This window comes from Caballeronia sp. HLA56 (assembly GCF_054655155.1).
The window spans coordinates 558,180-581,552 of the sequence record NZ_BAAHOB010000005.1 but is presented as its reverse complement, the minus strand read 5'-3'; the positions used below and the strand labels follow the sequence as shown (position 1 = coordinate 581,552).

Here is a 23,373-nt window from a genome sequence, read left to right as displayed (position 1 = left end):
CGCAGCCTTTCGCATCGATTTCTGCAACTTGTTCCTGGCAGCGTCGGCTGAAAAGAGACACGGCAATCAGCTCATTTCCATGCCCGAGGTCACGGCGATAGGCAAGTTTTTCAATATCAAAAATGTCTCCCGCGCTGATTTCGCTCGCAGCGCATCGCGTTCCGCCACAGTTGATGGGTTCGTGTCAAGTGATACGGAAGGCGTCGGTGTGGCCGCTAAGGCCGCAGCAGTGTTCAGTGCGAACGAGATCGATCGGCTAGAGGCGCGATTCTAGTTTATGGACAATGGTCGGGCGAAGAGACGAAAACTCTCGGGCCAACTCTTAAACGACTGCACAACCTATTTAGTTTTCTCGACCAGTTTTCGATCGGATGCCGGGGATTCATTTTCAAAGTTGACAACGTTTCTGTCGCCATTGATTATCGGAGACTCTCCACCAGAAGTCGTCTGAGATGTAATCGATGGCGAAGCGCTCTTGCTGACGGGTTCAGAGACCTTCACTTCTTGGAAGTGATGGAATATCTTCTCGGCAAGGTCGGTGGCGTGTTCGGTCCAAGCCAATCCACCGATGATGAGAGCGCCGATCACGGATATCTTTCGCCATTGCATTGAAAATGCCCGTATAGATGAGTGGAATGATCAGCGTACGCAGGGGCCGCAAGAGTATTCAACAACGCTCCAGCTGCCGTCATCGCGTTGTCCAACGCCAACTATTTCGTTGGCATCGTTGCCGTGCGAATAAAGATAGTCGGTGGCGAACGCGGCGCCAAACTCCGGTCTGTCTTGCAGACGGCTTTGCGGCGGGTTGACCACATTACCAGCGACCCACTTCCGATTGCGATGCGGTCCTGAGTTCCGGCGATATAACGCCATAACCTGCGCGAACTTCTCCTCGCTGACCATATTTCTCTGTTGCGGATGAAGTTGAACGTACGCAGCTTTGTAGTCTCCGACATCGATCAGTTCAAGCCAGCGAATCGCATATTGGTCTACCGTCTCCTTCGGATACGAATGAACCTTCGATTTGCTTCGCTTACGGGGCTCTTGGGACCAGTAATTAATTTCGTTGCCGCTGCCGTTGACTATGGGCGATTGTGGCCCGGACGAAGAAAATTGACCTACAGCATAGTCCACGCGCCCAAGGAGAGCCAGAAAACTCAGAGCCACACACATTCTTCGAGTTTTATTCATTTTGCGGCCTATGGCGAGTTATGGAGCGCCTGAATGCGGGTCCGTTCTGAGTGACTCATCGATGGAGAACGATGCCACCCAAACGGCGAACGCACACTTCCGAAGGAATTCGTGAAGCGACGGAAAAGTGACGCGTCCGAGGCCTTATTATGCGCAGATCTCTATCGTGAGATACCAATTAGAGAGTCGCGTGGCAATTAGGCGCTGGACAAACCGAAGGGGCAGGGCTTCGCAAAATATGCCGTGGAGCTCGGCCACGACGAGGCATTCATATTGCTGCCTCGATTGCAGCTCGATGAAAAGTCAAAAAGGCGAGCCGATGAGCCTGTTGGACGCCTGCTGTGGTCCATCTTTAACTTAGACGGGTGAGCGGTCGATATAAATCATCGAAGCGGCGTAGACGCCTATGAAGATGGTCCTTTATCAGCGACCTAGATCGACTTCGCGGCTATCACAAGCGCGCCAGCTACACTTGCCTGTGCATGGCCTCTGTTGACCTCAACATCGATGTGGTAGTCCGCTTTGACGCGATTATCGACGAGAAGTCGGAGTCCTTTGCTCAAGGCCTGAGACACAAAGTACTTTTTGTTACCCTTCCCGCAGCCAGGATTTGCGAGCTGCGCGATAAGTTGCTCGTGCCGACCAGTTGCTCTCCCGACGGAACCCGGAACTGGAAGCCCATTATGGAAGGCGTTGGCCGCATGGAACGCGCCGTAATAAGCACGGCTGCAGACTGCCCGGTATTCCGATTCGCTAGCTGCGGATCGCGCCATCGCCTCCGCGCAGTCCACCAATTCTTGAGCAGTCGAACTCATGCGAACGCTGCCTCAAACACAACGTCGAATTCAACGCACTTTTCGATACCTGCCTCGTCCTCGCACATCGCAAGTTCCACGTTCATCTCGAACGCTTCCTCCGCCGAGACGGGTACAGCTAGCGAATACGTCACACCCTCGAAGAAGCCTGCAGACGCCGTCACGCGCGGCGAAACGTGAGGGCGAATACCGTGCTTCCTAAGAATGGAACCCGCGACATCGAGCTGTCGAGCAACCCGCTCGTCGGAAATTCCGGACGCCTTCAGCATGGTATGAGCAGCCTCAATTTCATGCACAAGCTTCTTGTCCCAATCAATGTTCATTTGCCTTGCCCTCTCGATGTAGTGAGCGGCTTGCGCGATCGCGCCGGCTTTGTAGCCGTCCTCGAGCATCTCCGAAAAATGCCCTGTCTCCGGACTACCAACGGACGAGTACATTTCTTGCGCAGCAGAAAACATTCCAAGATTGAGCCGATTTACCGTCCAGTTGCATCGGTTCGACCAGTTGTCGCCTAGCGCCGCGCTGGCTCTGAACGCTTCCTCGGTGCCTTCGAAATCTCCGGTGAGCCCCTTCCAAGCGCCTGTCAGCTCCCAGGCAACACACGCGTCTACACGAAACAGATCTCTGATTTCCCGACCGATCAAACGCCAGTCCCGAGACACTCCGCTAACTTGTGTCGGATCAATGTATCGGTGGGCCGAAATCTTCTGAAGTTCGTTGATGCGTTCGATTAGGGTGTTGGATTTGAGCTCAGGAATTGCTTTCATTTTATGGTTTTTCGGACGCCAGCCGTCTGTGCGTACAGCAACATTCCTGCAAAGTCGGAGCGAGGAAACAATCCATCATATGGATGTCATCGGCCGTACCAAGAAAACCTTGAGGCAGCGTCGATGGATTATATAGCGTCACAACGCACGACCGATTGATAATATCTATCGCAGAGCTGGGACCCCCGCTCAATCGTGCGAGAGTACGAAACATGCGTACTTACCGTTCAGCCAGAGCTTGCACAAGTGCGCCACACAGCCGTGATGTTACACGCAAGTCTGTTGGCCGTCGTAGATCACCCTTTCAGCAGTCCCCCCGCCGGCCGGCTCTAGGGTTGCTGCTTTTGATGCAGTTGACAGTTGGTGCCGTCGCCTATGCTCCTCGGACGTTTGACCGAAATAAGTCGTCCGACTGTAAGGGGTCTTGAAACGCCTAGGCGAATGAAGGCGTCCGGCGCCGCCTTCAGCTTGACCGGTGCAGCTAAACTGCAGCTTGGACCCGCTGGATTGCTCTTAGTTGAGCTTGTTTGGCCTTGATTTTGAAGTTGGCGAGTTGCACAAGTCATTGATTTAAAAGAGTGTTTGATACGTAGGCAAAGCTCCGAAGGCAGGGGTTGCTGGTTCGATCCCAGCCGGGCGCACCAATAGCGTCGTAGTTGTTGCGCGCCTGCAAGCCCAGCAGGAACCGCGCGACCTGCACGCCAACCTCTCGCTCTCCCTCAAAACCCGAATAAGCACCCTTTTCGGCGTTTCTTCAGTCGTTCGAATTTCCGGCGCCACGGCGATACTCTCGTCACGGAACAATCGCGCGCACCCCAACACATTGCGGACTGCGCGCCACGCACGGCAAACATTCACGTGACACGCAAACTCTTCATTTACGGCGCAGGCGGCTTCGGCAGAGAAGTGATGGACGTCGCCCGCCGCCAGAACGCGTCCACCGGGCAGTGGTCCGAGATCGCGTTCGTCGACGATATCTGCGAAGCGCGCACGAAGCATGGCGCCCCGGTGCTGCGCTTCGACGATTCATCTTTGCACGCGCAATTCGACTCGGCCGAATTCGTGATAGCGGTCGGCGAGCCGGCGGGCCGCGAAGTCCTGGCGCGCAAGCTCCGCGACGCGGGTACGCAGTCGGGCATTGTCGTGGACGCGAGCACCATCGTCGCGGACAGCGCGCGACTCGGAGCAGGGGTCGTCATCACGCCGTTCTGCTCGATTTCGAGCGACGCGCGACTCGGTGCGCACGCAAGCATCAATACGATGGCTATCGTCGGCCATGACGTCGAAATCGGCGACTACACAGTCGTCTCCTCAATGGTCAATCTTGGCGGCGCGTGCACGGTTGGCCAGGCAAGCTACATCGGCATGGGCGCACTCGTGAAGGAGGGCGTGCGCATTGGCTCAAATTCGATCATCGGCATGGGGTCTGTCGTCTACGGCGACATTCCCGACAACGTGATCGCGCTCGGTAATCCCGCGCGCGTCGCGCGCCCCAACACCGACCGCAAGGTCTTCAAGTGAAACCGGTAACGAACATGACTAACAGGGATACTTACGATAAGGTATTTATGGACTGCTTCGCGGTCCCTCACGACGCGCTCAACGCGGAGTTCGTGTATCAGTGCGTGCCTGATTGGGATTCGGTCGGCCACATGGGCATGATCGCCGCGCTCGAGGACGCGTTCGAGATCATGATGGAAACCGAGGACATCATCGAATTCGGCTCGTACACCATCGGCGTCGAAAAGCTGAAGAAGTACGGCATCGAGGTATGAACGTGCCCCTGGTCAGCCGGCAATATTCGCAACGCACTGCCCTGATTGCCGAGGACGGTCGCATGCTCACTTACGAGGCCTTGCATGCTTCCATCGGACAGTTGGCAGCGGATCTGCCCGCGCGCCAGCTCGTTTTTATCGTCGGCGAGAATGATCTGCCGACCGTGCTGTGCTATCTCGCCGCACTCGAACGCGGCGCCGTGCCGCTTCTCTTGAGCCGCTCGATTCATGCAAGTACGCTTGGCGCACTGTACGACGCTTACCGTCCGGCACAGGTACTCATCGCGCGCAACGCCGCATGGGCTCCCCCAGGCGCGACGCTCGTGCGCGAGATGGAGGATTACGGCCTGTACGACACAAAGGCGAAAACCGACGGCTCGACACCAGCGTTGCATGCCGACCTCGCGATGCTACTTGCTACCTCGGGTTCGACCGGCTCGCCCAAACTCGTACGGCTCACCGCCACGAATCTGGTCGCGAACGCGACGTCTATCGTCGAGTATCTAGGACTCACGCCCGACGAGCGCGCGATAACGTCGCTGCCACTTAGCTACTCATACGGCTTGTCGGTTCTTAACAGCCATCTGCGCGCGGGCGCATCGGTCGTGCTGACGAATCGCTCGCTGATGGACGCCGCATTCTGGCGCACCCTCAACGCATACGGGGCGACGAGCCTCGCGGGCGTGCCGTATAGCTACGACATGCTGCTGCGCCTTCGCCTCGCGCGCATCGACATGCCGTCGGTGCGCACGCTGACGCAGGCTGGCGGGCGCATGCGTCCGGAGAAGTTGCGCGATGTCGCGCAAATCTGCGAGAAACGCGGGATCCGTTTCTTTGCGATGTACGGTCAAACCGAAGCCACGGCACGTATCGCTTATCTCGCGCCGGCCGACGCGGCATTGAAGCCCGCCAGCATTGGCCAAGCGATTCCAGGCGGCCGCCTCTCGCTCGAACGCGCAGATGGCAGCGTAATAGAAACTGCAGGCGAAACAGGCGAACTCATCTATGCAGGCGCGAACGTGTCGATGGGATACGCCGAGTGCGCGGCCGACTTCGCTCTGCCGGATGTCAACCGAGGCACGCTCCGCACGGGTGACCTCGCCCATTTCGATGAGGACGGCGCGTTCTTCATTGAAGGGCGGCTGCATCGCTTCCTGAAGGTGTTTGGCATTCGCGTTTCGCTGGATGCCGTCGAACAACTCGCCGCCGAACTCGGCTTCGAATGCGCAGCGAACGGCACCGATGAGCGCCTCGTCATTCATGCCGTCGCGCCAGACTCGCATTCCAATTCCGAGGCCGCACCTTCCGTCGCGTGGGCGCAGTCGCTGCGCTCGGAACTGGCACAGCGTATCGGCGTCCATGCGTCGGCAATCGTCGTCAAGCCCCTCGCGGCGCTGCCGCGGCTGCCGGCTGGAAAGGTGGATCACGCATGTCTGGCGAGCCTGTCGTGAGCGACGTCCTGCAGTGGCCCGTGTACGGCATGCCGCAGTCGGAGAAGGATGCCCTGCTCGGCGCCGAATTGCGCCGCCTCACCGCGCTGCACTATGAAGCGTGCCCGCCGTATCGCGCGATGCTCGACAAGCTCGCTTCCGTGCGGACTGCGCACGGCGAGTCCACTCCCAACGCGCTTGACGACCTGCCGTTTCTGCCCGTGCGCCTTTTCAAGCACGAGCAACTGGTGAGCGTGCCGCACGCGGAAGTCGTGAAGACGATGACATCGTCCGGCACGAGCGGGCAGAACGTATCGCAGATATTTCTCGATCGGAAAACGTCGATGCTTCAGGTAAAGGTGCTGTCGCGCATCGTCGGCGATCTGATCGGACCGAAGCGCCTTCCAATGCTCGTGATCGACTGCCGTGCGACCATCGCGAATCGCTACCGTTTTTCAGCGCGCACCGCTGGCATTCAAGGTTTTTCGATGTTCGGCCGCGACGTCGAATTCGCTCTCGACGATGACATGTCGCTGAATCTCGAGCGCGTGCGCGCATGGCTCGACAAGCACGCCGACGAAGACATCCTCGTCTTCGGCTTCACGTTCGTCGTCTGGCTGCATCTGGTACGCGCGCTGGAAGACGCGGGCGAGACCCTTCCGCTCGAGCGCGGTGTGCTGGTGCACGGCGGCGGCTGGAAGCAGTTGCAGTCGCAAGCCGTGGATGGCGCCACGTTCCGTCGGCGCGTCGGCGCAATCACGAACTTGGCACGAGTCCACAGCTACTACGGCATGGTCGAGCAGACCGGATCGATCTTCGTCGAATGCGAGCATGGCCATCTGCACGCGTCTGCATGGTCGGATATCCGCGTACGCGATCCAATTGACTTCCGCCCTTTGCAACGCGGCGGGCGTGGCCTGATCCAGCTCTTGTCAACGCTGCCGCACAGCTATCCGGGACATTCGCTTTTGAGCGAGGACGAAGGCGAGATCGTGGGGATCGACGACTGTCCGTGCGGACGCAAAGGCACTTACTTTGCGGTACACGGGCGCATTCAGCATGCTGAAGCACGAGGTTGCAGTGATACCTATACCCGCTGATATCCTAAGCCGCATGACGGTGATCGTCGGCCAAGCGCACGCGGTGTCGAACGCTCCGACGCCGGTCTTTCATGCACCCCGCATGGACTTCCTTGCGGATCTCTCGCGGACGCTGCTCACGCATCCGCGCGCCCGCGCGATGCCGGATGTCGTCAGCTTCGCTTACTGGTGCCGCCGCGCGAATCTCACGCAACTTGCCACGGCGCGACGCAACGCCGATCAGAGCTTTGAGGGCACAGTCCGTCTGGGCCTCGGGCTCTCGTTCCATATCTGCCCGTCGAACGTGCCGGTGAATTTTGCCTTCTCGCTGGCGTTCGGGCTGCTCGCGGGCAACGTCTGCGTGTTGCGCCTGCCGTCGAAAGAGACGGAGATCGCGCGGCTGCTCATCGACGCGATTTCGGCATGCCTCGCCCAAGAAAAGCACGCTCCGCTCGCTTCCGCAATGCTTCTGGTGCGCTACGACCACGACGACGCGATCAACGGCTTCTGGATGGCGCAGGCGGATGCCCGTATCGTCTGGGGCGGCGACGCGACGGTCGCGCATATGCGCACGCTGCCGGGCCGTCCGCGCGCCCGCGAAGTCGCGTTTTCGGATCGCTACTCGCTTTGCGCCATCGAACCGCGCGCTGTTCTCGAACTCGATCACGGGGGCCTGCTCGACCTGTGCGCGCGACTCTACAACGACCTGTATCTGATGGACCAGGCAGCGTGCTCGTCGCCGCAGTTGATCGCTTGGATCGGCGCGACCGACGAAGCCGCCGCGGCACAGTCGCGTCTTTGGCCCGCACTCGCCGAGCATGCGCGCACGCGCTACGCACCGCGTCCGGTGCAGGTCATGGACAAGTTCGTCGACGCGTGCCGCCACGCGCTCGGCAACCCACGCGTCGCGGCCGTGGAGTGCCACGGCAACGTGCTATATCGCGTCGCGCTCACTGAACTCGCCGCCGATCAGGATACCTGCCGCGGTTACTTCGGCACGATCCACGAGGTGACGCTCGATGCCCTTGACAAGCTCGCGCCGATTATCAACGAGCGCTATCAGACGCTCACCTATTTCGGCCTGGAGCCGGCGCGACTGCGCGAATTCGCCACGGCTCAACGCCTGCGCGGCGTGGATCGCGTCGTCCCGGTCGGCCGTGCGCTAGACATGAACATCGTATGGGACGGCTACGACCTCGTGGCCAGCCTGTCGCGCGTGATCGACGTGCGCTAAGCCCGCATCAATTTTCGAGGAACAGATGGACACCGCTTACGACCACCTACCGCACGGCTTTAGCCTGAACTGCATGGAGTTGCAGGCGTATCAGCCAAACCGTTATCCCTACCTGATGATCGATCACGTCGATGAAGTCGTGCCCGGCAAGTCCGCGCGCGGCTACAAGAATCTGACGATGAACGAGTGGTACTTCCCCGTGCATTTCCCCGCCGGCCCTAACATGCCCGGCGCGCTGCAACTCGAAGCGCTCGCGCAGATGCTTACCGTCGCGATCACGACGCTGCCGGGCCTCAAGGGCAAGGTGACGCACGCGCTGCAACACACGGTGCGCTATCGGAAGGAAGTTCTGCCGGGCAAGAAGTTCGAGATTGAAACAGAAGTGCTGTCGTGGCGGCGCGGAATCTGCAAAGGACGCGGAATTGCTCGCGTGGACGGAGACATCGCTTGCGAGGCAGACATGTTGATCGCGATTCCCGAGATCCTCGAGCAGTTCACTCCGAAGAAGCCGGCCTGACGATGAACGATATCGCGGACATCGTGATCGTTGGCTCGGGTGCGAGCGGTGCAGCCGCAGCGTGGCGGCTGTCGCGCGAGCGCGGGCTGCGCATCGTCTGTCTTGAACAGGGTGGTGCGACGCGGCCTGCCGACTATCCGTCGACTCGCACGGATTGGGAACTCGCGCGTGCGGGCTCGTATAGCTCGAATCCGGCCATCCGCAACAACGTAGCCGACTATCCGATCGACGATTCCGCGTCGCCGATCGCGATTGCCAACTACAACGGCTTCGGCGGCAGCACAATCCTGTACTCGGCACATTTCCCGCGCTTTCATCCGTCCGATTTCCGCACGCGCAGCCTCGACGGCGTCGGCGATGACTGGCCGTTCGACTACGCCAGGCTGCAGCCGTTCTTCACCGAAAACGAACGCATGATGGGCGTGGCGGGACTTGTCGGGGACCCGGCCAACCCCGACTACGAGACGCTGTTGCCGCCCGTTCCCCTCGGCGGCGCCGGTCGCGCGATGGGTGCGGCATTCAACCATCTCGGCTGGCACTGGTGGCCTTCGTATGCGGCGATCAACACGCATCGGCATGGCAACCGCGCCGCGTGTATCAACCTGGGCCCGTGCAACGCCGGCTGCGCGCAAGGCGCGAAAGCAAGTGTCGATGTCACATACTGGCCCGCCGCGCTCGCGCAGGGCGTTGAGGTGCGGATGCATTGCCGCGTGCGCGAAATTACGCTCGATGCGCGCGGACTCGCTAACGGTGTGGAATATGTCGACGAACAGAACCGCGAGCAGCGCATCGATGCGCGCGTGGTTGTACTCGCGGCAAGCGGAATCGGCACGCCGCGCTTGTTGCTAAACTCGAAGTCGAGCGCGTTTCCCGACGGACTCTTGAACGACAACGGCCTGGTCGGACGCAACCTCATGTTGCATCCGCTCGCTTACACCGAAGGCGTATTTGAGCAAGACTTGCAGTCCAGTTTCGGTCCGCATGGCGCGTGCATTCTGAGCCAGCAATTCTACGAAACGTCTCGCGAGCGCGACTTTGCGCGGGGCTATACCATGCAGGTGCTGCGCGGCGCGCCTCCCGCCGAAACCGCCGTGTCCGGCCACTACATGCGGCAGCTGCCTCTGGGCCCTGGCCATCACGCGCGCTTTGCGAAGCTTTACAACCACACCGTGGGCATCGCCGCGATCGCCGAAGATCTGCCCGACGTCGAGAACCGAATCGAACTCGACTATGACCATCTTGATTCGAGCGGCATGCCGGGCGTGAAAGTTCATTACCGGCTTGGCGAGAACACGAAGCGCATGCTTACTCATGCCATCGATATGAGCAAGCAGGTATTTGCCGCGGCCGGCGCGAAGGTAATTTCATCGTTTGCACCGGTGCGCCACACTGGCTGGCACTTGATGGGCACCGCGCGAATGGGCGACGACCCGGCGACCTCGGTAGTCAACCGGAATGGTCAGGCGCACGCGGTGAGGAATCTGTTCGTCGTCGACAGCAGCGTGTTCGTCACATCTGGCGGCGTGAATCCGGTCGCGACCGCGCAGGCGATCACGCTCATGGCGACCGACTGGCTTGCGCGGCATCTCGATGCTGTTGCCGGAACGCCGTTGCATGCACGCGCTCCCGTGAAGCCGTGCGAGCCACAACCCGCGTCCCCTATCACGTCATGATCGATCTCGTACTCGACACAATACTGCCCGGCGATGCAGCCCTCGGCCTGCCGCCCGCCTCGCGAGTGGATTTTGAAGGCTATTTGCTGCGTCATCGTGCAACGGCGCAGTCCGACGCCTTTCTCGCCGTGCTCGTCCGAGTCGCGCGTGAACGTGTCGGCGCGCCGTTCGAAGCGCTCGACGCGACGCAGCGCCTAGCCGCGATAAACGCCTGCAAGCTCGCCGACGTGCGCGCGTTCTCGGCGTTCGTCACGCACGCGCTGCGCGCCTACTACACGGATCGCACGGTGCTCGCCTGCATCGGCGCGGGCGCGGCGCCGCCGTTTCCCGAGGGAAATGCGCTAGGCGACGACGACTGGACGCTTCTCGAACCGGTCTATGAGCGCGGACCCATCTGGCGCGACATCTGAACCATTGGAAACATTAGGACAAGGCATGCTGTTAAAGGACAAAGTTGCGGTGGTGACGGGCGCGAACCGTGGCATCGGCGACGCGATCGTGCGCACGTTTGCCGCGCAAGGGGCGCGCGTCATCGCGTGCGTGCGCGATCCGGCGACGCCTGCGCATGCCGCTTGGCTTGCATCGCTTGCCGACGATGGCCACGTAGAGGTGCAAAGCGTGCCCCTTGAACTTGCCGACGAAGCGTCGGTGAAAGCGGCCGTCAAGGCGATCATGGCGCTCACGCCGCGCGTCGACGTGCTCGTGAACAACGCCGGCACCGCGAGCGGCGGGCTGATGCAGATGACGACCATGGCCGAGTTGCGACGCGTTTTCGATGTGAACTTCTTTGGTCAGGTACTGCTGACCCAAGGCCTTTCGCGTTTGATGGCACGGCATAAGTCAGGCTCGATCATCAACCTGACATCGACGGCTGCGCTCATTGCCGATGCCGGGACGCTCGCGTACGGTACGAGCAAGGCGGCGTTCGCGCGCGCGACCGAAAGCATGGCCACAGAACTTGGCGCGTCGGGCATTCGCGTCAATGCCATCGCGCCCGGCCCGACCCGTACCGACATGTTTGAACAGATGACGCCGGCCGCGCGCGAGCGGATCGTCGAATCGTCAGCGCTCAAGCGAGCGGGCGAGTCGCAGGACGTCGCCAATGTCGCGTTGTTCCTCGCATCGGAGTTGTCCGCGTTCGTGAGCGGCCAGATTCTGCGGGTGGACGGCGGCATCGTCTGAACAGGAAATCACATGAACCACTACCCCGAAATCGAAAACATGGCGCGCCTGATGCGCCGCAAGATGCTCGACATTAGCCACCAATGCAATCTCAGTACGCATCTGGGCGGTGGCCTGTCGATGGTCGAGATCATGGCGACGCTCTATGCACGCGTGCTGTGTTACGACGCTCGCGATCCGCGCTGGCCGGAGCGTGACCGCTTCATACTTAGCAAGGGACATGGCGTGCTCGGCTACTTTCCCGCGTTGCTCGCGGCGGGCTTGATCGACGAGGCCACCTTCGCGACGTTCCAGACCAACGGCAGCGACCTTATTGCGCACCCGGTGATGAACCTGAAACTCGGTATCGAATCGTCGAACGGCAGTCTCGGGCAGGGCTTGTCGATGTCGGTCGGCATCGCGCTCGCCGCGAAGAAGCGCGGCAAGTCGTTCGGCACCTTCGTGCTGCTCGGCGACGGCGAATGCAACGAAGGCTCGGTATGGGAAGCGTCGATGTCGGCGGCGCAGCTCGGTCTCGACAACCTCACCGCGGTCGTCGACTATAACCGGCTGCAAAGCGACGGCGACGCGCGTCAGATCATCGACTTCGGCGATCTCGCCGCACGCTGGCGCAGCTTTGGCTGGGACGTCATAGAAGTTGACGGCCACGACATCGCCCAGCTCGTCGCCGCGTTCGAGGCACCGCGCGTGCGAGCCAAGCCGCGCGTGCTGGTCGCAAACACAGTGAAGGGCAAGGGCATCTCGTTCATGGAGCATAACAACGAGTGGCATCACAATCGCCTCACGCGAGCGAGCTATGAACTGGCGCTTGCCGACCTGGAAGCGCGGGAAGCACCGCAATCGCAGACCATTTGTACGCCGGACTTTGGCGTGGCGGTTTAAGGGAGCATCATGCTGGAAATCAACGCAAGTAACGCGCGCCAGTGGTCGCGCCTCGGGTCGCGCGGGATGTTCGGTCAGGCCGTTCTCGCGCTCGGCGAGCGTTATCCAGATGTAATGGTGATGTCGGCGGATCTAGGTACTTCTTCCGGGCTCGATCGCTTCAAAAAGAGTTATCCGGACCGCTTTCTGAACGTCGGCATTGCGGAGCAGAACCTCGTCGGAATGGCGGCCGGACTCGCCAAGGAGGGCTATAACGTTTTTGCGACGTCGTTCGCACCGTTCATCTCGATGCGCGCCGCCGAACAGATCCGCATGAATCTCGGCTACATGGAGATGAACGTGAAGGCAGTGGCAATAGGCAGCGGAGTTTCCATGGGCCTGCTCGGCAACTCGCACTACGGCATCGAGGACGCCGCCGTGATGCGCGCGATTCCCAACATGACGGTCGTGTGTCCCGCCGATTGCGCGGAGATCGTCAAGACGGTGGAAGCCGCCGCGCAATTCACGGGGCCAATGTATATCCGCCTGACGGGCGCGGTGAACAATCCGCCCGTGTACACGAAAGACTACGAGTTCAGAATCGGCCGCGCGATCACGCTGCGCGAGGGCGCCGAGGTGACGATCATCGCGAATGGATCGATGGTGCATGAGTCGCTTTTAGCGGCGAAGCTGCTCGAAGAACAGGGCATCGCGGCGGGCGTCATCAACATGCATACGATCAAACCACTCGATACGGGCGCCGTGGACACGGCCTGCGCACGCTCCGGGCTGATCGTGACCGTGGAGGAGCATTCCATCATCGGCGGCTTGGGTAGCGCGGTTGCGGAATACAAGGCGGCATTGCGTCGTGCCCCGCCGCAACTCATCATCGGTTTGCCGGACAGCTTCGACAAGGCGGGCGATTATCGCTGGCTGCTCGAAAAGCACGGGCTCGTCGCCGAAAAGATCGCGCAACGTATCCGCGCGTTCATGGACGCTGCCAACGACTGAGTAGGCTGTCGCGCTATCCAGTGAATGGAGGCGTGGCATCTCGTGACCATTCTGACCCGCGCAAGCGCTATGCGAAAAAAACGCGGGCCGCTCAAGAACGGTCCGCGTTTGCTTTTTAGGGAAGGCTTCATATTCGAACAAGCGCGACACTTACCCCGCGTTCGCCTCGATAAGCGCGACGATACGCGCCTGCTGTTCGTCTGTGAGCGTCGGGAAGATCGGCAGGCACATGACCTTGCTGGCGGCATCGGCCGCGACAGGCAGGTTGGCGCGCGGCGCCGATGACAGACCACGGTACATCGGAAAATCGGAAATCAGCGGGAAGAAATAGCGGCGCACCATGATGTCCTGCGCGCGGAACGCTTCAAACAATTCATCGCGGGAAAGCGGATATTCGTTCTCCACGAGAATCGGAAAGTACGAGTTGTTCGATTCCTGATCGACGCACACGGGCAACAAACGGATGCCGCGCACGCGTTCGAGCCGCTCGGCGTACCGAGATGCGACCGCGCGCCGCCGTTCGAGCGCATCGTCGATATGCTGGAGCTGCAGCATGCCGAACGCCGAATTGACCTCGCTCATCTTGCCGTTGATGCCAGGCGCCACGACCGTGGTTTCGTCGACGAAACCGAAGTTCTTCAGCCGGTCGATGCGCAGCTTGGTCTTCGCATCAGGGCTGATGACCGCGCCGCCTTCGAAGGTGTTGAAGACCTTGGTCGCATGGAAGCTGAGCACGGACAGGTCGCCCGCACGCAGAATGCTGCCCGCTTCAGTGCGTACGCCGAACGCGTGCGCGGCATCGTAGATGACTTTAAGGTTGTACATGTCGGCGATGCGCTGGATCGCTTCGACATCGCACGGATGGCCATAGCAATGTACGGGCAGGATGGCCGTGGTTTCCTTCGTGATGGCCGCTTCGATTTTCGCGGGATCGAGATTCAGCGTGACCGGATCGACATCCACGAAAACAGGCTTGATGCCGTTCCACAGCAACGAGTGCGCAGTCGCGACGAACGAATAAGGCGTCGTGATCACTTCACCGGTGATGCGCAGCGCCTGCAGCGCGGTAACGAGCGCGAGCGTGCCGTTGCTGAAGAGCGAGAGATGCGGCACATCAAGGTACTTGCAAAGCGCCTGTTCGAGTTGCTGATGGAACGGGCCACCGTTTGTCAGCACCTTGCTTTCCCAGATCTGCTCCAGATACGGCAGAAACTGCTCCAGAGGCGGCAGATGCGGCTGGGTGACGTAGATGCGTTCATGCTGCTGCAGGGCGAGGACGGCTTGGTGGGGCAGGCTGGCATTCATGATGGCGCTCGTAAATTCGTGGTCTCGTGGTCTTGTGTCGGATGCGCGCCTGTCCAGTTGGCCGGCGTCTCGAATGCCGACGCGGTCAGACGAGTTTGCAAATTATGTTGCGCGAGACCGGCCGTTAAAGCGCCGAATTAATGCCCAAACATCCACCTGTTCGCGTGAATGAACCAGCAGCTTTCAAACGAAACTTCATGCTCGGGCAAACCGGGTCATTCAAGTCGGCCACGGCGCCATCAAGCCGCCGAATCAGGCAAGTGTAAGCACAAAGAAACGCAGGGTTCCGCCACATGAACATGGCCAGCATTCCCCCTTCGCGCAAGGGTCATCCGTACTACATCATGGCCCCGGCTTATCGGGAAACCTCGGCGGGTATCGTCGTCATGCACACGCTTTGCGACGTGCTAAATCGCGACGGTTATGAGGCGTATATTGCCGGCACGCCAGTGGTGAACCCAGCATTCGACACCCCGCTTCTCACGCCGGAAGTGCAGACCTTGCACCGGGCGCAGGGTCGCACGCCCATTGCGATCTACCCGGAAGTCGTGTCCGGCAATCCGCTCAATGCCGAAGTGTGCGTGCGCTACATCCTCAACCGCATCGGCTTCATCAACGGCAAGCCGCTCAACGAGGGCAAAGACGACCTGTTCTTTTACTACTCGGAGAATTTTCTCGGCGACGCGAAGAAAAGCGACGTCGATTTTCTGTTTCTCCCGGTGCTCGATACGGAGTTGTTCAGACCCGACCCGACGCGCAAAAAGGACAAGACCTTTGTCTTCCAATATCGTTATCCGCTGGACAAGATCGACTTTTCGCTACTTCCAGCCGGAACCGAATTGCTTTCGATGGCGAATCCAGTAACGCTGCCCGAACTGGCCAAGAAGCTTCAGGGCGGGCGCGTGTTGTACTCGTACGAGCTTTCGTCCGTCTGCCCTGAAGCGATGATGTGCGGCTGCCCGGTCATCTTCCTGCCCGACGGCGGCCTGAAGGAAGTGCCCGATCAGTTCGCGTTCGGCGCAAATGGCTCTGCGATGGCCACCGAAAAGAACGGCTTCGCACGGGCCGTTGCCACCGTGGACACGGTTTATCCAACCGTGCTTGCCATGAGCCGTGTGTTCCGAGCCCAGCTTCCCGTGTTCCTGGAGAAGACTCAGCATGCGGCACGCAAAGCGAACCTGCGTCGAGACGCCGCGTCCGTGGCACCATCGTCGCACGCGTCGGCAATGCAGCCGCCCAGGCCGCGTATCGCGGTGCTGACGATGGAGCCCGTTGCGCATCGCGCGACCACCGTGCGCGTCGCCAAACCGTTCGAATTGCTGGCCGATCAGTGGGAACTCAGCTGGCCGGTTCAGGACAACGCAGGCGTGCTCGGCCCCTTCAACATGCTTCTGATGCAGCGACGTTTTCCGATCTCGATTCCGCAGCAACAGCTAGATCAATTGTTCTCGACGGGCAAGCCGGTCGTCTACGAGACGGACGAACTTATGCATGATCTTCCCGCCGATCATCCCTTGCACTTCCTAAGCCGGCAGACCGCGCAGAAGACCGAGTACGTCATGCGCCGCGCCAGTGCACTCGTCGTGTCGACGCCCGCACTCGCGCATGCGCTGCGGGCGTACAACGCCAATATTCATGTGCTGCCGACGAGCGTCGACTTCGACCGCTTCTACAGTCCGGTACGTACGCATGGTGGCAAGGTACGTATTGGCCTAATGGGTTCGGCCATGAAGCCGTGCAATTTTGCCTTGATCGAACCGGCGCTGAATGAGATTCGCGCGCGCTTTGCAGGCGTTGTGCAGTTCGTCTTCGTCGGCGCGCTGCCGCCCGATGACTGGATGGGCCACGAAGACGTCACCATGACGGGCACGTCCGCGACGTACGCCGCGCATGCCGTGGCGTTACAGCAGCTCGAACTCGATCTCGCGCTCATGCCGCTGGCGGCATCGGCAACTATAGATGGCGCACCACGCATGGAGTGGCTGGAATACTCGGCGGCGGGCGTGGCGACGGTCGGCAGCGATCATTCCGCCTACAACGAACTGGTGACAAACCGCTGCTCGGGGTTGTGCGTAGAGGCGGAATCGACCGAGAGCTGGATCGATGCAATCGCGCGTCTCATCGACAATCCCGCACAACGACGCGGATTGGCCCGCACCGCGCAGGCTATCGTGTACAAGAGCGGTTCGGTGCAGTCCCAACTGTCGCGCTATCACGAGGTTTTTCTGCGCTGCCTGGGTCTCAATCCGGGCAAGACCTCCGTCACCGCGCCGGAACGGATTCCAGCCGTGTTGATCCTTGACGCGCAGGGCGACGCGCAAAAGGTTCAGCACAGCCTGAAGCTACATGCGAACAGCCCGCACAAGGATCATATGGTCGTCGTGCTGACTACACAGCAAGGCGCTCTGCCCGAATGGGGCGACGATCTGCGTTATCTGCACGCAACGGCGAGTGAATTCTGCGGCGCCATGGAGCAGATTTGCGGGCACGACGAATTTGACTGGAAGGTGGTCACCGAAGCAGGCGTCGCGCTGCTCTAAGGTTCATGGCGGGAGCGTGGCGCAATACGCACGTTCCCGCTTTTTCCGCGTGTTAGATGGTCCCCCACCCAAACCCCATTCCCGCCAACCATCTCCGATACGCCACCGACATCCGGTCGCACTTCTGATGCAACTCCGCATCGAGCGCGAGCGGCAGCAGCTTCGGCCATTGCGACTCCACGATCGGCGTGTCCTGCAGCAGAATCTCCATGTTGAAGTCGTACAGCTCCTCGTCGCTGTGCGAAGTCTCGTCTTCGTGAATGGAAACGAGCCACGCGCGGGTCTCGGTCTGCGTCACGGGCGACGCCACCAGCATGATATGCAGTGCGCCCATTACCCCCGACGCCATCTTCGTGAGCTTCGCAACCAGCGGCCGCTTCACGCGATAAACGTAATCCATCATCGCGCCGCCCTGCCCCGGCAATCCCGCCGGCTGCCAGAAACGGCACTGGCGCGCTTCGAGTCCGTCTGCGCTTTCCACGACTTCATAGTCCGGCACTTCGGTATGCGCATCCTCGCCGAGAATGCCCACGTGCACGAACGAAAAATGCGCCATGTCCAGGAAGTTTTCGACGACACGCGGCGCGGACGACTTCACCGTCTGCGGCGCAAGGTTGATGCGCCGTCCGCCCGGAATCGCGGCTTCGGGAAAGAAATCGAGCGCGTGCGCGGGCTCGCCGAAGCACATCCACACGACGCCGTATTTCTCCTCGGCGACGAACGCGGTGGCGCACGCGCGTTTCGAAGGCCGAAGCGACGGATTCGACGGAATCAGCACGCACTGACCAAGCGTGTCGTAGCGCCAGCCGTGATACGGACACACGAGCTGATCGTTCGTCACCGTGCCCAGCGACAGTTGCGCGCCGCGATGCGGACAGTAGTCACGCCAGACATGCGCCACGCCTTCGGCATCGCGCCATACGACGATGCGCTCATCCGCCACGATGAACGCTCGCGTCGAACCCGCCGGCACGTCATCGCCATTACAGACCGCCAGCCATTCGCCAGCGAGAGAAAAGTCGTCGCTCATAGCACTGAAGCATCCGCAGAAAACGCCGTTAATCATCTGTCCGAGATGCGTTCTTACACGATTCACAGCAGCTTGGCAAAACGTTGCAAAATACCAGTCGTCGGAGACGAACATCGCGACGGGGCCGCAATAAGACAAAAGCGCGACAGCAAAGACACGCGCAAAAGACCATAACAGCAAGAAATCACCACCAGGGGTTCAGTATGGAGCAGGCGCATCAACCGGCACGCCGGGCCTATGCCTTCGCATGGTCCGGCAACCGGAATCCCGAACGCGAGCAAGCCATGCTGCGTATCGGGATGGGAGCGGCAGTTCTGCTGGCTTATGCGGTGTATGCGTGGCGGCACCCTTCGGCCAACGCGTCGCTGATCACGCGGTTGATCGCGCTCTACGTGTCCTACGGTGCAATCACACTATTGCTCGTCAGCCGGATGATGGCGCTGTCCAACGTCCGGCTCGTCATCACCACTATCCTCGATCAGGCGTTGCTCGGCGCCATGCTCTTTCTCTGCGGCACGCTCGCCTTGCCGCTGCTGTGGGTGGTGTTCTGGTTTCTGATCGGCTCGGGATGCCGCTACGGCAAGCGCACGCTCGCCATTTCGTGCGCAATGGCGCTCGTCGCGATCGTCGCGCTGGCGTTGTGGCAACCGTGGTGGGTGGCAAACCGCGCCGCCGCGCTCGGGCTCGCGCTGAGCGTGCTGGGCGCGTCGGTGTATCTGAGTGTGCTGGTCGACAGGCTTGGCAGCGCGAATCGCGTGCTGGCGCGGCAGGCATCGACAGACCCGCTCACGGGCCTCTATAACCGTTACGCGCTCGAACAAACCGTGAATCGCGCGATGTCCGCGCCCGAAGCCGCCGACGCGAATACCAGCGCACTGCTACTGATCGACCTCGACGGCTTCAAGGGCGTGAACGATACCTACGGTCACGCGGTCGGCGACGTGCTGTTGCAGTCGTTCGCGCAATTGCTTGCACGGCGCATGCGCAAGACCGACACCATCGCGCGGCTGGGCGGCGACGAGTTCGTCGTGCTCGCGCGCAACATGCGCGATCGCAGCGCGGTGCTCACGCTCACCGATGGCATCCATTCGGCGCTCGCCGACCTCACGCTGGTGCAGGAGCGGCCAGTGAGCGTATCGGCGAGTATCGGCGCCTGCTTGCTGTCGAGCGCGGCAGAAGCGCATGACGCCGATATCACCGCCGTGCTGAGAGCCGCGGATCGCGCGATGTATCGCGCAAAGAGTCTCGGCGAAGGCAAGACGGTGTTCGCCGAGGCGCGCGACTTCGAGATGCATTGAGCCCATCCGCGCGCATTCGAGCGCCTTTGCAAAGGCAAAAGCAAAAAGCGCGCGGCCCCGGTTCGGGGCTTCGCGCGCCTCTACAACTCGGAACTCAGGCCTCGACGCTAGTCCACGACTGTTCCCGCAGCTTCGCACGCAAACGCGCCACGGCCTGGCTATGCAACTGGCACACGCGCGACTCGCTCACTTCCATCACCGCGCCGATTTCGCGCAGGTTGAGGCCCTTCTCGTAGTACAAGCTCATGAGCAGCTTCTCGCGCTCCGGCAACTTGTCGATGGCTTCGATCAGCGCGCCGCGCAGACTGTCGTCCAGAAGCGCCGACAGCGGGTCCGAACGATCGACGCAGTAACGGTCGAGGAACGGCTCGTCGTCCGCCGAGCGGTCGAAGTCTTCGTAATAGATCAACTGGCTGCCGTGCAAGTCCTGCAGCATCGACTGATACTCGTCGAGCGGCATCTTCATGTGCTCGGCGACTTCGGTCTCGCTGGCCGAACGGCCAAGGTTCTGTTCCACCTTGTGTACCGCCGACTCCACTTCGCGCGATGTCTTGCGCATGCTGCGTGGCAACCAGTCGTTGGCGCGCAACTCGTCGAGCATGGCGCCGCGAATACGCTGACTTGCGTAGGTTTCGAACTGGGCGCCCTGATCTTCCTTGTAGCGGCTAGCCGCATCGAGGAGGCCAATCATGCCGGCCTGAATCAGATCGTCGAGATCGACGCTCGCCGGCATTTTGGCGACGAGCTGGAGTCCGAGGCGGCGAACGAGCGGCGCATATTTCGTAAGCACGTCGGACTGCGAGAGTTTGCCTTGGGCGTTATACATCCTGTTCACCTTTCAATATCACATCGACGCCGTGCTGCTCATTGCATGATCGGAAAACGCCGCCGCTCGGTGCGCCGCTTTCCGTCCGCTTTCACCAGACTCGCCAACCGGAATGTGCGCGTCGTACTGGCTCGCTTCGTCGCCGCGCGAAAACGGCGCGGGACGCATCGGCCAGTGCAGCAGCTCGGCTGCGATGTAGCGGTAGTCGCGCGCCGCGGCCGTAGCCGGAAACGCTTCCACCGCACACCGAGAGAGCTCCCTCGCCCGAGCGACGCGCGCATCCTCGGACACATACCCTGCCTGCACGAGCGACACGGCCAAATAACGGCTCGCGACACCCGAGAGGTTGTCGAACGCGACCGCTGCATCGGCTGCGTCCTGCACGTGATTCATCAGCACGCGGAACTGGCCGATCGCGTGGGCGTAGTGCAAGCGCTTCATGCACGCATACGCCTCGGTGATCGCCGACGCGGCTACCCGCGTCACTATCAGAAAGTCATGCGCCTGCGCCGCGAGCGACGAGAGCGCGCCATTACGATCGAGTTGCGCATCGATCAGCACGATATCTGCGGGGCCGTCGAGCAGCGCGCGTGCTTGCGCTGCGTCGTGGCTGATACGTTCATCGCGCGGTGCGGCGATCAGCGAAAAACCCATCGGCGTGCGCACCGCGACATCCTGCAATTCGCGACGGCCGGACATCACCGCCGAGAGCGCGCCCGCGCCATCCACACCCGCCATGCGGCTGACCGAGCCCGCGTTATGCCGCTCGTCGATGACGAGCACATCCTTGCCATGCACGGACAACGCCGCGCCGAGGTTCACTACCGCCGACGTGCAACCGATGCCCGCCGGTCCGCCCACTACAGCCACCACGCGAGAACTGGCGCGCGTCAGCAGCCTTCTCAGGCCTTCAGCCTGATCGAGCACGAACTTATCCAAAATGGACTCCATGCAGTTCGGTCGTGGCGCGTGCGGACAGTGCGGACAGAAGCGCCGGCACATCGTCGTCTTGCGGCACGAAAGGCGAGCCATCGCGCGGAATGCAGAACGCGCTCTTGATGAGGAAACGCTTGGTTGCGACGTACAAGTTCTCCGGCACCTTCTGACCGGTCGATACGTAATGCACCGGCAGCTTGTAGCGGATGACCGTATCGAGCACGCTGCCGAGGTTGGTCGCCTCGTCGAGCTTGGTCAGAATGCAGCCCGCGAGCGGCGGCTGGTCCGGCGCACTCTTGTAGGCCTGCACGACTTCGTTGAGCGTGTCGCCGTGGCTCGTGGCGTTCAGCAGCAACAAGCGTTGCACCGGCTGACCCGTGCCGCACAGCATCGCGATCTGGTCGGAGACCGTGCGATCGCGCTGGCTCATGCCGATCGTGTCGATCAGCACGATATGTTTGTTGCGCAGTTCGGAGAGCGCGAGTTGCAGGTCGGCGCCGTCCTTTACCGCGTGCACCGAGACGCCGAGAATCTTGCCGAAGATGCGCAGTTGTTCATGCGCGCCGATCCGGTAGCTGTCCGTCGTCAGGAGCGCGACCTTGCTGGCGCCGAAGCGCATCACGCAGCGCGCCGCGAGCTTTGCCGTGGTCGTCGTCTTGCCGACGCCCGTCGGGCCCATCAGCGCGAACACGCCGCCGCGTTCCATCAACGCGTCTTCGCTCGGCATCACCGGCAGATTCGATTCGAGAACTTGCTGCACCCATTCGAGCGCGTTTTCCACGTTCTCCATCGACGGCATGTTGTCGATCACCATGCGCACGAGTTGCGCGGAGAAACCGGCGGCGAAGAGGCGCTTGGTCAAGGCCGAGTTGGTCGGGTTGCGGCGCTGGCGGTCGCCCCACAGCAAACCCGAGAAGTGCTCTTCCATCATCTCGCGCATCGACGAGAGTTCGTTCATCACCGTTTCGTTGACGACTTGCTCCATGCGCGTGCGGATGGCTTCGGTCACGACGGCTGCGGCATTGGCCGGCAAGCCTTCGAAATTGCCCGATGCGGCCGGCGCTTCGTCGGCGGGTTGCGGTGCTGCGTTGATCTTCTGTGCGGCGCGGCGTGCGGCGACTTGCGCGGCTTCACGCGCCCAGTCGGGCGTTTCGATCTTTGCGTGCGCTTGCGCGGCGGGTGCGGCAGGCGCGGCGGCAACCGGTTGCGCGGCGGCTTGTGCACGCGGCGCTTGCTGGCGCGGTGCGTCGGCTGCCTTGACCGATACCGGCACGCCCATGCCGCGTGCAATTGCGGCAGACGGCGTCAGCGGCCGGTTCGACGGCACCGAAGCCTGTTGCGCGATACGGCGCGCATGTTCGATCAACCACGGATTGGAATCGGCCATCGTGCGCGGTGCTTCCATGCGCTCTTCGTCGGCTTGCTCGTCGAAATCGTCGGCGTCGGCGGTGTTGCCGAAGACGGAGGAGAAAACATCGCCGCTGGCGTAGGGGTTCATCGGAGAGCTGGGAGCGGCGGCCTGCTGCTTCATCGCGGCGGCTGCGGCTTGTGCAAGCGCGGCGCGCGGCGTGGCGCTGGCGAACGGCGCGGCGGCGGCTTGTTCGCGTGCGGCCTTCGCGGGCGAGATCGAAGCGAGATCGCTATCCGCGACACCGACGATTTCCACCGATCCATCGTCGAGCGTGCGGTTGGACAACACCACGGCATCGGGTCCGAGCGCTTCACGGACCTGGCGCAGAGCGTCACGACTGTTCGCGCCGATGAATTTACGAATGTTCAAACTGGCCCCCGATGAGGATAGATGCAGCGATATTTGCGAGGCGAGCACCCTTTGGTTATTTCCGTGCCCGCTTTTCAGTGAAGCCATTATTGCGAAGATCACTTCGGGCCTATCGCTGGATAA

Annotated in this window: 22 protein-coding genes; 14 read left to right on the top strand and 8 right to left on the bottom strand. The window is 61.2% G+C overall.

Annotated elements, in window-relative coordinates:
- Positions 1 to 28: 28 nt before the first annotated feature.
- Positions 29 to 274: a hypothetical protein gene (locus tag ACYQ47_RS22095; RefSeq protein ID WP_459906890.1), complete on the top strand. Its 246-nt coding sequence runs from the start codon at positions 29 to 31 to the stop codon at positions 272 to 274.
- Positions 275 to 339: 65 nt separating this feature from the next.
- Here the strand turns inward: ACYQ47_RS22095 and ACYQ47_RS22090 are convergent, their stop codons facing one another.
- From ACYQ47_RS22090 to ACYQ47_RS22080, 3 genes are all read right to left on the bottom strand, one after another.
- A complete protein-coding gene (locus ACYQ47_RS22090; protein ID WP_459906888.1) occupies positions 340 to 588 on the bottom strand; it encodes a hypothetical protein in 249 nt (82 codons plus the stop codon).
- Between the two features lie 51 nt (positions 589 to 639).
- Entirely contained in the window at positions 640 to 1,191 is a 552-nt protein-coding gene (locus ACYQ47_RS22085) for a DUF4019 domain-containing protein (RefSeq protein WP_459906886.1), read from the bottom strand.
- An 811-nt stretch (positions 1,192 to 2,002) separates the two neighbouring features.
- Positions 2,003 to 2,773, bottom strand: a complete 771-nt coding sequence (locus tag ACYQ47_RS22080) for a hypothetical protein (protein ID WP_459906884.1) — start codon at positions 2,771 to 2,773, stop codon at positions 2,003 to 2,005.
- Between the two features lie 858 nt (positions 2,774 to 3,631).
- Here ACYQ47_RS22080 and ACYQ47_RS22075 point away from each other — a divergent pair.
- From ACYQ47_RS22075 to ACYQ47_RS22025, 11 genes are read left to right on the top strand one after another with little or no spacing between them, the layout of a single operon-like run.
- Positions 3,632 to 4,294, top strand: a complete 663-nt coding sequence (locus tag ACYQ47_RS22075; protein ID WP_459906882.1) for an acetyltransferase — start codon at positions 3,632 to 3,634, stop codon at positions 4,292 to 4,294.
- Positions 4,295 to 4,308: 14 nt separating this feature from the next.
- Positions 4,309 to 4,548 (top strand): acyl carrier protein, encoded by a 240-nt coding sequence (locus ACYQ47_RS22070; protein WP_309962065.1) that lies wholly within the window; start codon positions 4,309 to 4,311, stop codon positions 4,546 to 4,548.
- The gene (locus ACYQ47_RS22065) at positions 4,545 to 5,999 is read left to right on the top strand and encodes an AMP-binding protein (protein WP_459906879.1); all 1,455 of its coding nucleotides are present in this window, start codon (positions 4,545 to 4,547) and stop codon (positions 5,997 to 5,999) included. Before ACYQ47_RS22070 ends, ACYQ47_RS22065 begins: the two co-directional genes overlap by 4 nt.
- Positions 5,978 to 7,078 (top strand): LuxE/PaaK family acyltransferase, encoded by a 1,101-nt coding sequence (locus tag ACYQ47_RS22060; RefSeq protein WP_250509659.1) that lies wholly within the window; start codon positions 5,978 to 5,980, stop codon positions 7,076 to 7,078. Before ACYQ47_RS22065 ends, ACYQ47_RS22060 begins: the two co-directional genes overlap by 22 nt.
- Positions 7,059 to 8,291: an acyl-CoA reductase gene (locus ACYQ47_RS22055; RefSeq protein WP_459906876.1), complete on the top strand. Its 1,233-nt coding sequence runs from the start codon at positions 7,059 to 7,061 to the stop codon at positions 8,289 to 8,291. The genes ACYQ47_RS22060 and ACYQ47_RS22055 overlap by 20 nt, the downstream gene beginning before the upstream one ends.
- Before the next feature lie 25 nt (positions 8,292 to 8,316).
- A complete protein-coding gene (gene fabZ / locus ACYQ47_RS22050) occupies positions 8,317 to 8,808 on the top strand; it encodes a 3-hydroxyacyl-ACP dehydratase FabZ (RefSeq protein ID WP_459906874.1) in 492 nt (163 codons plus the stop codon).
- A 2-nt stretch (positions 8,809 to 8,810) separates the two neighbouring features.
- Positions 8,811 to 10,481 carry a GMC family oxidoreductase gene (locus tag ACYQ47_RS22045; protein WP_459906872.1) on the top strand — a complete coding sequence of 557 codons (1,671 nt, stop codon included), beginning with the start codon at positions 8,811 to 8,813 and terminating at the stop codon, positions 10,479 to 10,481.
- Positions 10,478 to 10,891, top strand: coding sequence for a hypothetical protein (locus ACYQ47_RS22040; protein ID WP_459906870.1), 414 nt, complete (start codon positions 10,478 to 10,480; stop codon positions 10,889 to 10,891). Before ACYQ47_RS22045 ends, ACYQ47_RS22040 begins: the two co-directional genes overlap by 4 nt.
- 25 nt (positions 10,892 to 10,916) lie before the next feature.
- On the top strand, positions 10,917 to 11,663 hold the full coding sequence (locus ACYQ47_RS22035; protein WP_309962056.1) for an SDR family NAD(P)-dependent oxidoreductase: 747 nt from the start codon (positions 10,917 to 10,919) through the stop codon (positions 11,661 to 11,663).
- Positions 11,664 to 11,675: 12 nt separating this feature from the next.
- Entirely contained in the window at positions 11,676 to 12,545 is an 870-nt protein-coding gene (locus ACYQ47_RS22030; protein WP_309844914.1) for a transketolase, read from the top strand.
- Positions 12,546 to 12,554: 9 nt separating this feature from the next.
- A complete protein-coding gene (locus ACYQ47_RS22025) occupies positions 12,555 to 13,535 on the top strand; it encodes a transketolase family protein (RefSeq protein WP_459906867.1) in 981 nt (326 codons plus the stop codon).
- Between the two features lie 150 nt (positions 13,536 to 13,685).
- Here ACYQ47_RS22025 and ACYQ47_RS22020 read toward each other — a convergent pair whose 3' ends face one another.
- Complete coding sequence (locus ACYQ47_RS22020) at positions 13,686 to 14,840, bottom strand: DegT/DnrJ/EryC1/StrS family aminotransferase (protein ID WP_459906865.1); 1,155 nt, start codon at positions 14,838 to 14,840, stop codon at positions 13,686 to 13,688.
- 293 nt (positions 14,841 to 15,133) lie between these two features.
- Here ACYQ47_RS22020 and ACYQ47_RS22015 point away from each other — a divergent pair, with 293 nt between their 5' ends.
- Positions 15,134 to 17,380 carry a glycosyltransferase gene (locus tag ACYQ47_RS22015; RefSeq protein ID WP_309844921.1) on the top strand — a complete coding sequence of 749 codons (2,247 nt, stop codon included), beginning with the start codon at positions 15,134 to 15,136 and terminating at the stop codon, positions 17,378 to 17,380.
- A gap of 52 nt (positions 17,381 to 17,432) precedes the next feature.
- Here ACYQ47_RS22015 and ACYQ47_RS22010 read toward each other — a convergent pair whose 3' ends face one another.
- Positions 17,433 to 18,410, bottom strand: coding sequence for a Rieske 2Fe-2S domain-containing protein (locus tag ACYQ47_RS22010; protein ID WP_459906862.1), 978 nt, complete (start codon positions 18,408 to 18,410; stop codon positions 17,433 to 17,435).
- A gap of 203 nt (positions 18,411 to 18,613) precedes the next feature.
- Here ACYQ47_RS22010 and ACYQ47_RS22005 point away from each other — a divergent pair, with 203 nt between their 5' ends.
- The gene (locus ACYQ47_RS22005) at positions 18,614 to 19,708 is read left to right on the top strand and encodes a GGDEF domain-containing protein (RefSeq protein WP_244826589.1); all 1,095 of its coding nucleotides are present in this window, start codon (positions 18,614 to 18,616) and stop codon (positions 19,706 to 19,708) included.
- Between the two features lie 94 nt (positions 19,709 to 19,802).
- Here the strand turns inward: ACYQ47_RS22005 and ACYQ47_RS22000 are convergent, their stop codons facing one another.
- From ACYQ47_RS22000 to flhF, 3 genes are read right to left on the bottom strand one after another with little or no spacing between them, the layout of a single operon-like run.
- A complete protein-coding gene (locus tag ACYQ47_RS22000) occupies positions 19,803 to 20,534 on the bottom strand; it encodes an RNA polymerase sigma factor FliA (protein ID WP_244826590.1) in 732 nt (243 codons plus the stop codon).
- Between the two features lie 18 nt (positions 20,535 to 20,552).
- On the bottom strand, positions 20,553 to 21,473 hold the full coding sequence (locus tag ACYQ47_RS21995) for a MinD/ParA family ATP-binding protein (protein ID WP_244828138.1): 921 nt from the start codon (positions 21,471 to 21,473) through the stop codon (positions 20,553 to 20,555).
- Complete coding sequence (gene flhF, locus ACYQ47_RS21990; RefSeq protein WP_244826591.1) at positions 21,466 to 23,250, bottom strand: flagellar biosynthesis protein FlhF; 1,785 nt, start codon at positions 23,248 to 23,250, stop codon at positions 21,466 to 21,468. Before flhF ends, ACYQ47_RS21995 begins: the two co-directional genes overlap by 8 nt.
- Positions 23,251 to 23,373 lie beyond the last annotated feature (123 nt).

Bases quoted from the DNA above. Each gene is read 5' to 3' on its own strand.
- ACYQ47_RS22040 (WP_459906870.1), top strand. From the start codon at position 10,478: ATGATCGATCTCGTACTCGACACAATACTGCCCGGCGATGCAGCCCTC.
- ACYQ47_RS22005 (WP_244826589.1), top strand. From the start codon at position 18,614: ATGGAGCAGGCGCATCAACCGGCACGCCGGGCCTATGCCTTCGCATGG.
- ACYQ47_RS22015 (WP_309844921.1), top strand. From the start codon at position 15,134: ATGAACATGGCCAGCATTCCCCCTTCGCGCAAGGGTCATCCGTACTAC.
- ACYQ47_RS22045 (WP_459906872.1), top strand. From the start codon at position 8,811: ATGAACGATATCGCGGACATCGTGATCGTTGGCTCGGGTGCGAGCGGT.
- ACYQ47_RS22025 (WP_459906867.1), top strand. From the start codon at position 12,555: ATGCTGGAAATCAACGCAAGTAACGCGCGCCAGTGGTCGCGCCTCGGG.
- ACYQ47_RS22000 (WP_244826590.1), bottom strand. From the start codon at position 20,534: ATGTATAACGCCCAAGGCAAACTCTCGCAGTCCGACGTGCTTACGAAA.
- ACYQ47_RS22080 (WP_459906884.1), bottom strand. From the start codon at position 2,773: ATGAAAGCAATTCCTGAGCTCAAATCCAACACCCTAATCGAACGCATC.
- ACYQ47_RS22010 (WP_459906862.1), bottom strand. From the start codon at position 18,410: ATGAGCGACGACTTTTCTCTCGCTGGCGAATGGCTGGCGGTCTGTAAT.
- ACYQ47_RS22070 (WP_309962065.1), top strand. From the start codon at position 4,309: ATGACTAACAGGGATACTTACGATAAGGTATTTATGGACTGCTTCGCG.
- fabZ (WP_459906874.1), top strand. From the start codon at position 8,317: ATGGACACCGCTTACGACCACCTACCGCACGGCTTTAGCCTGAACTGC.
- ACYQ47_RS22020 (WP_459906865.1), bottom strand. From the start codon at position 14,840: ATGAATGCCAGCCTGCCCCACCAAGCCGTCCTCGCCCTGCAGCAGCAT.
- ACYQ47_RS22085 (WP_459906886.1), bottom strand. From the start codon at position 1,191: ATGAATAAAACTCGAAGAATGTGTGTGGCTCTGAGTTTTCTGGCTCTC.
- ACYQ47_RS22065 (WP_459906879.1), top strand. From the start codon at position 4,545: ATGAACGTGCCCCTGGTCAGCCGGCAATATTCGCAACGCACTGCCCTG.
- ACYQ47_RS22060 (WP_250509659.1), top strand. From the start codon at position 5,978: ATGTCTGGCGAGCCTGTCGTGAGCGACGTCCTGCAGTGGCCCGTGTAC.
- ACYQ47_RS22035 (WP_309962056.1), top strand. From the start codon at position 10,917: ATGCTGTTAAAGGACAAAGTTGCGGTGGTGACGGGCGCGAACCGTGGC.
- ACYQ47_RS22030 (WP_309844914.1), top strand. From the start codon at position 11,676: ATGAACCACTACCCCGAAATCGAAAACATGGCGCGCCTGATGCGCCGC.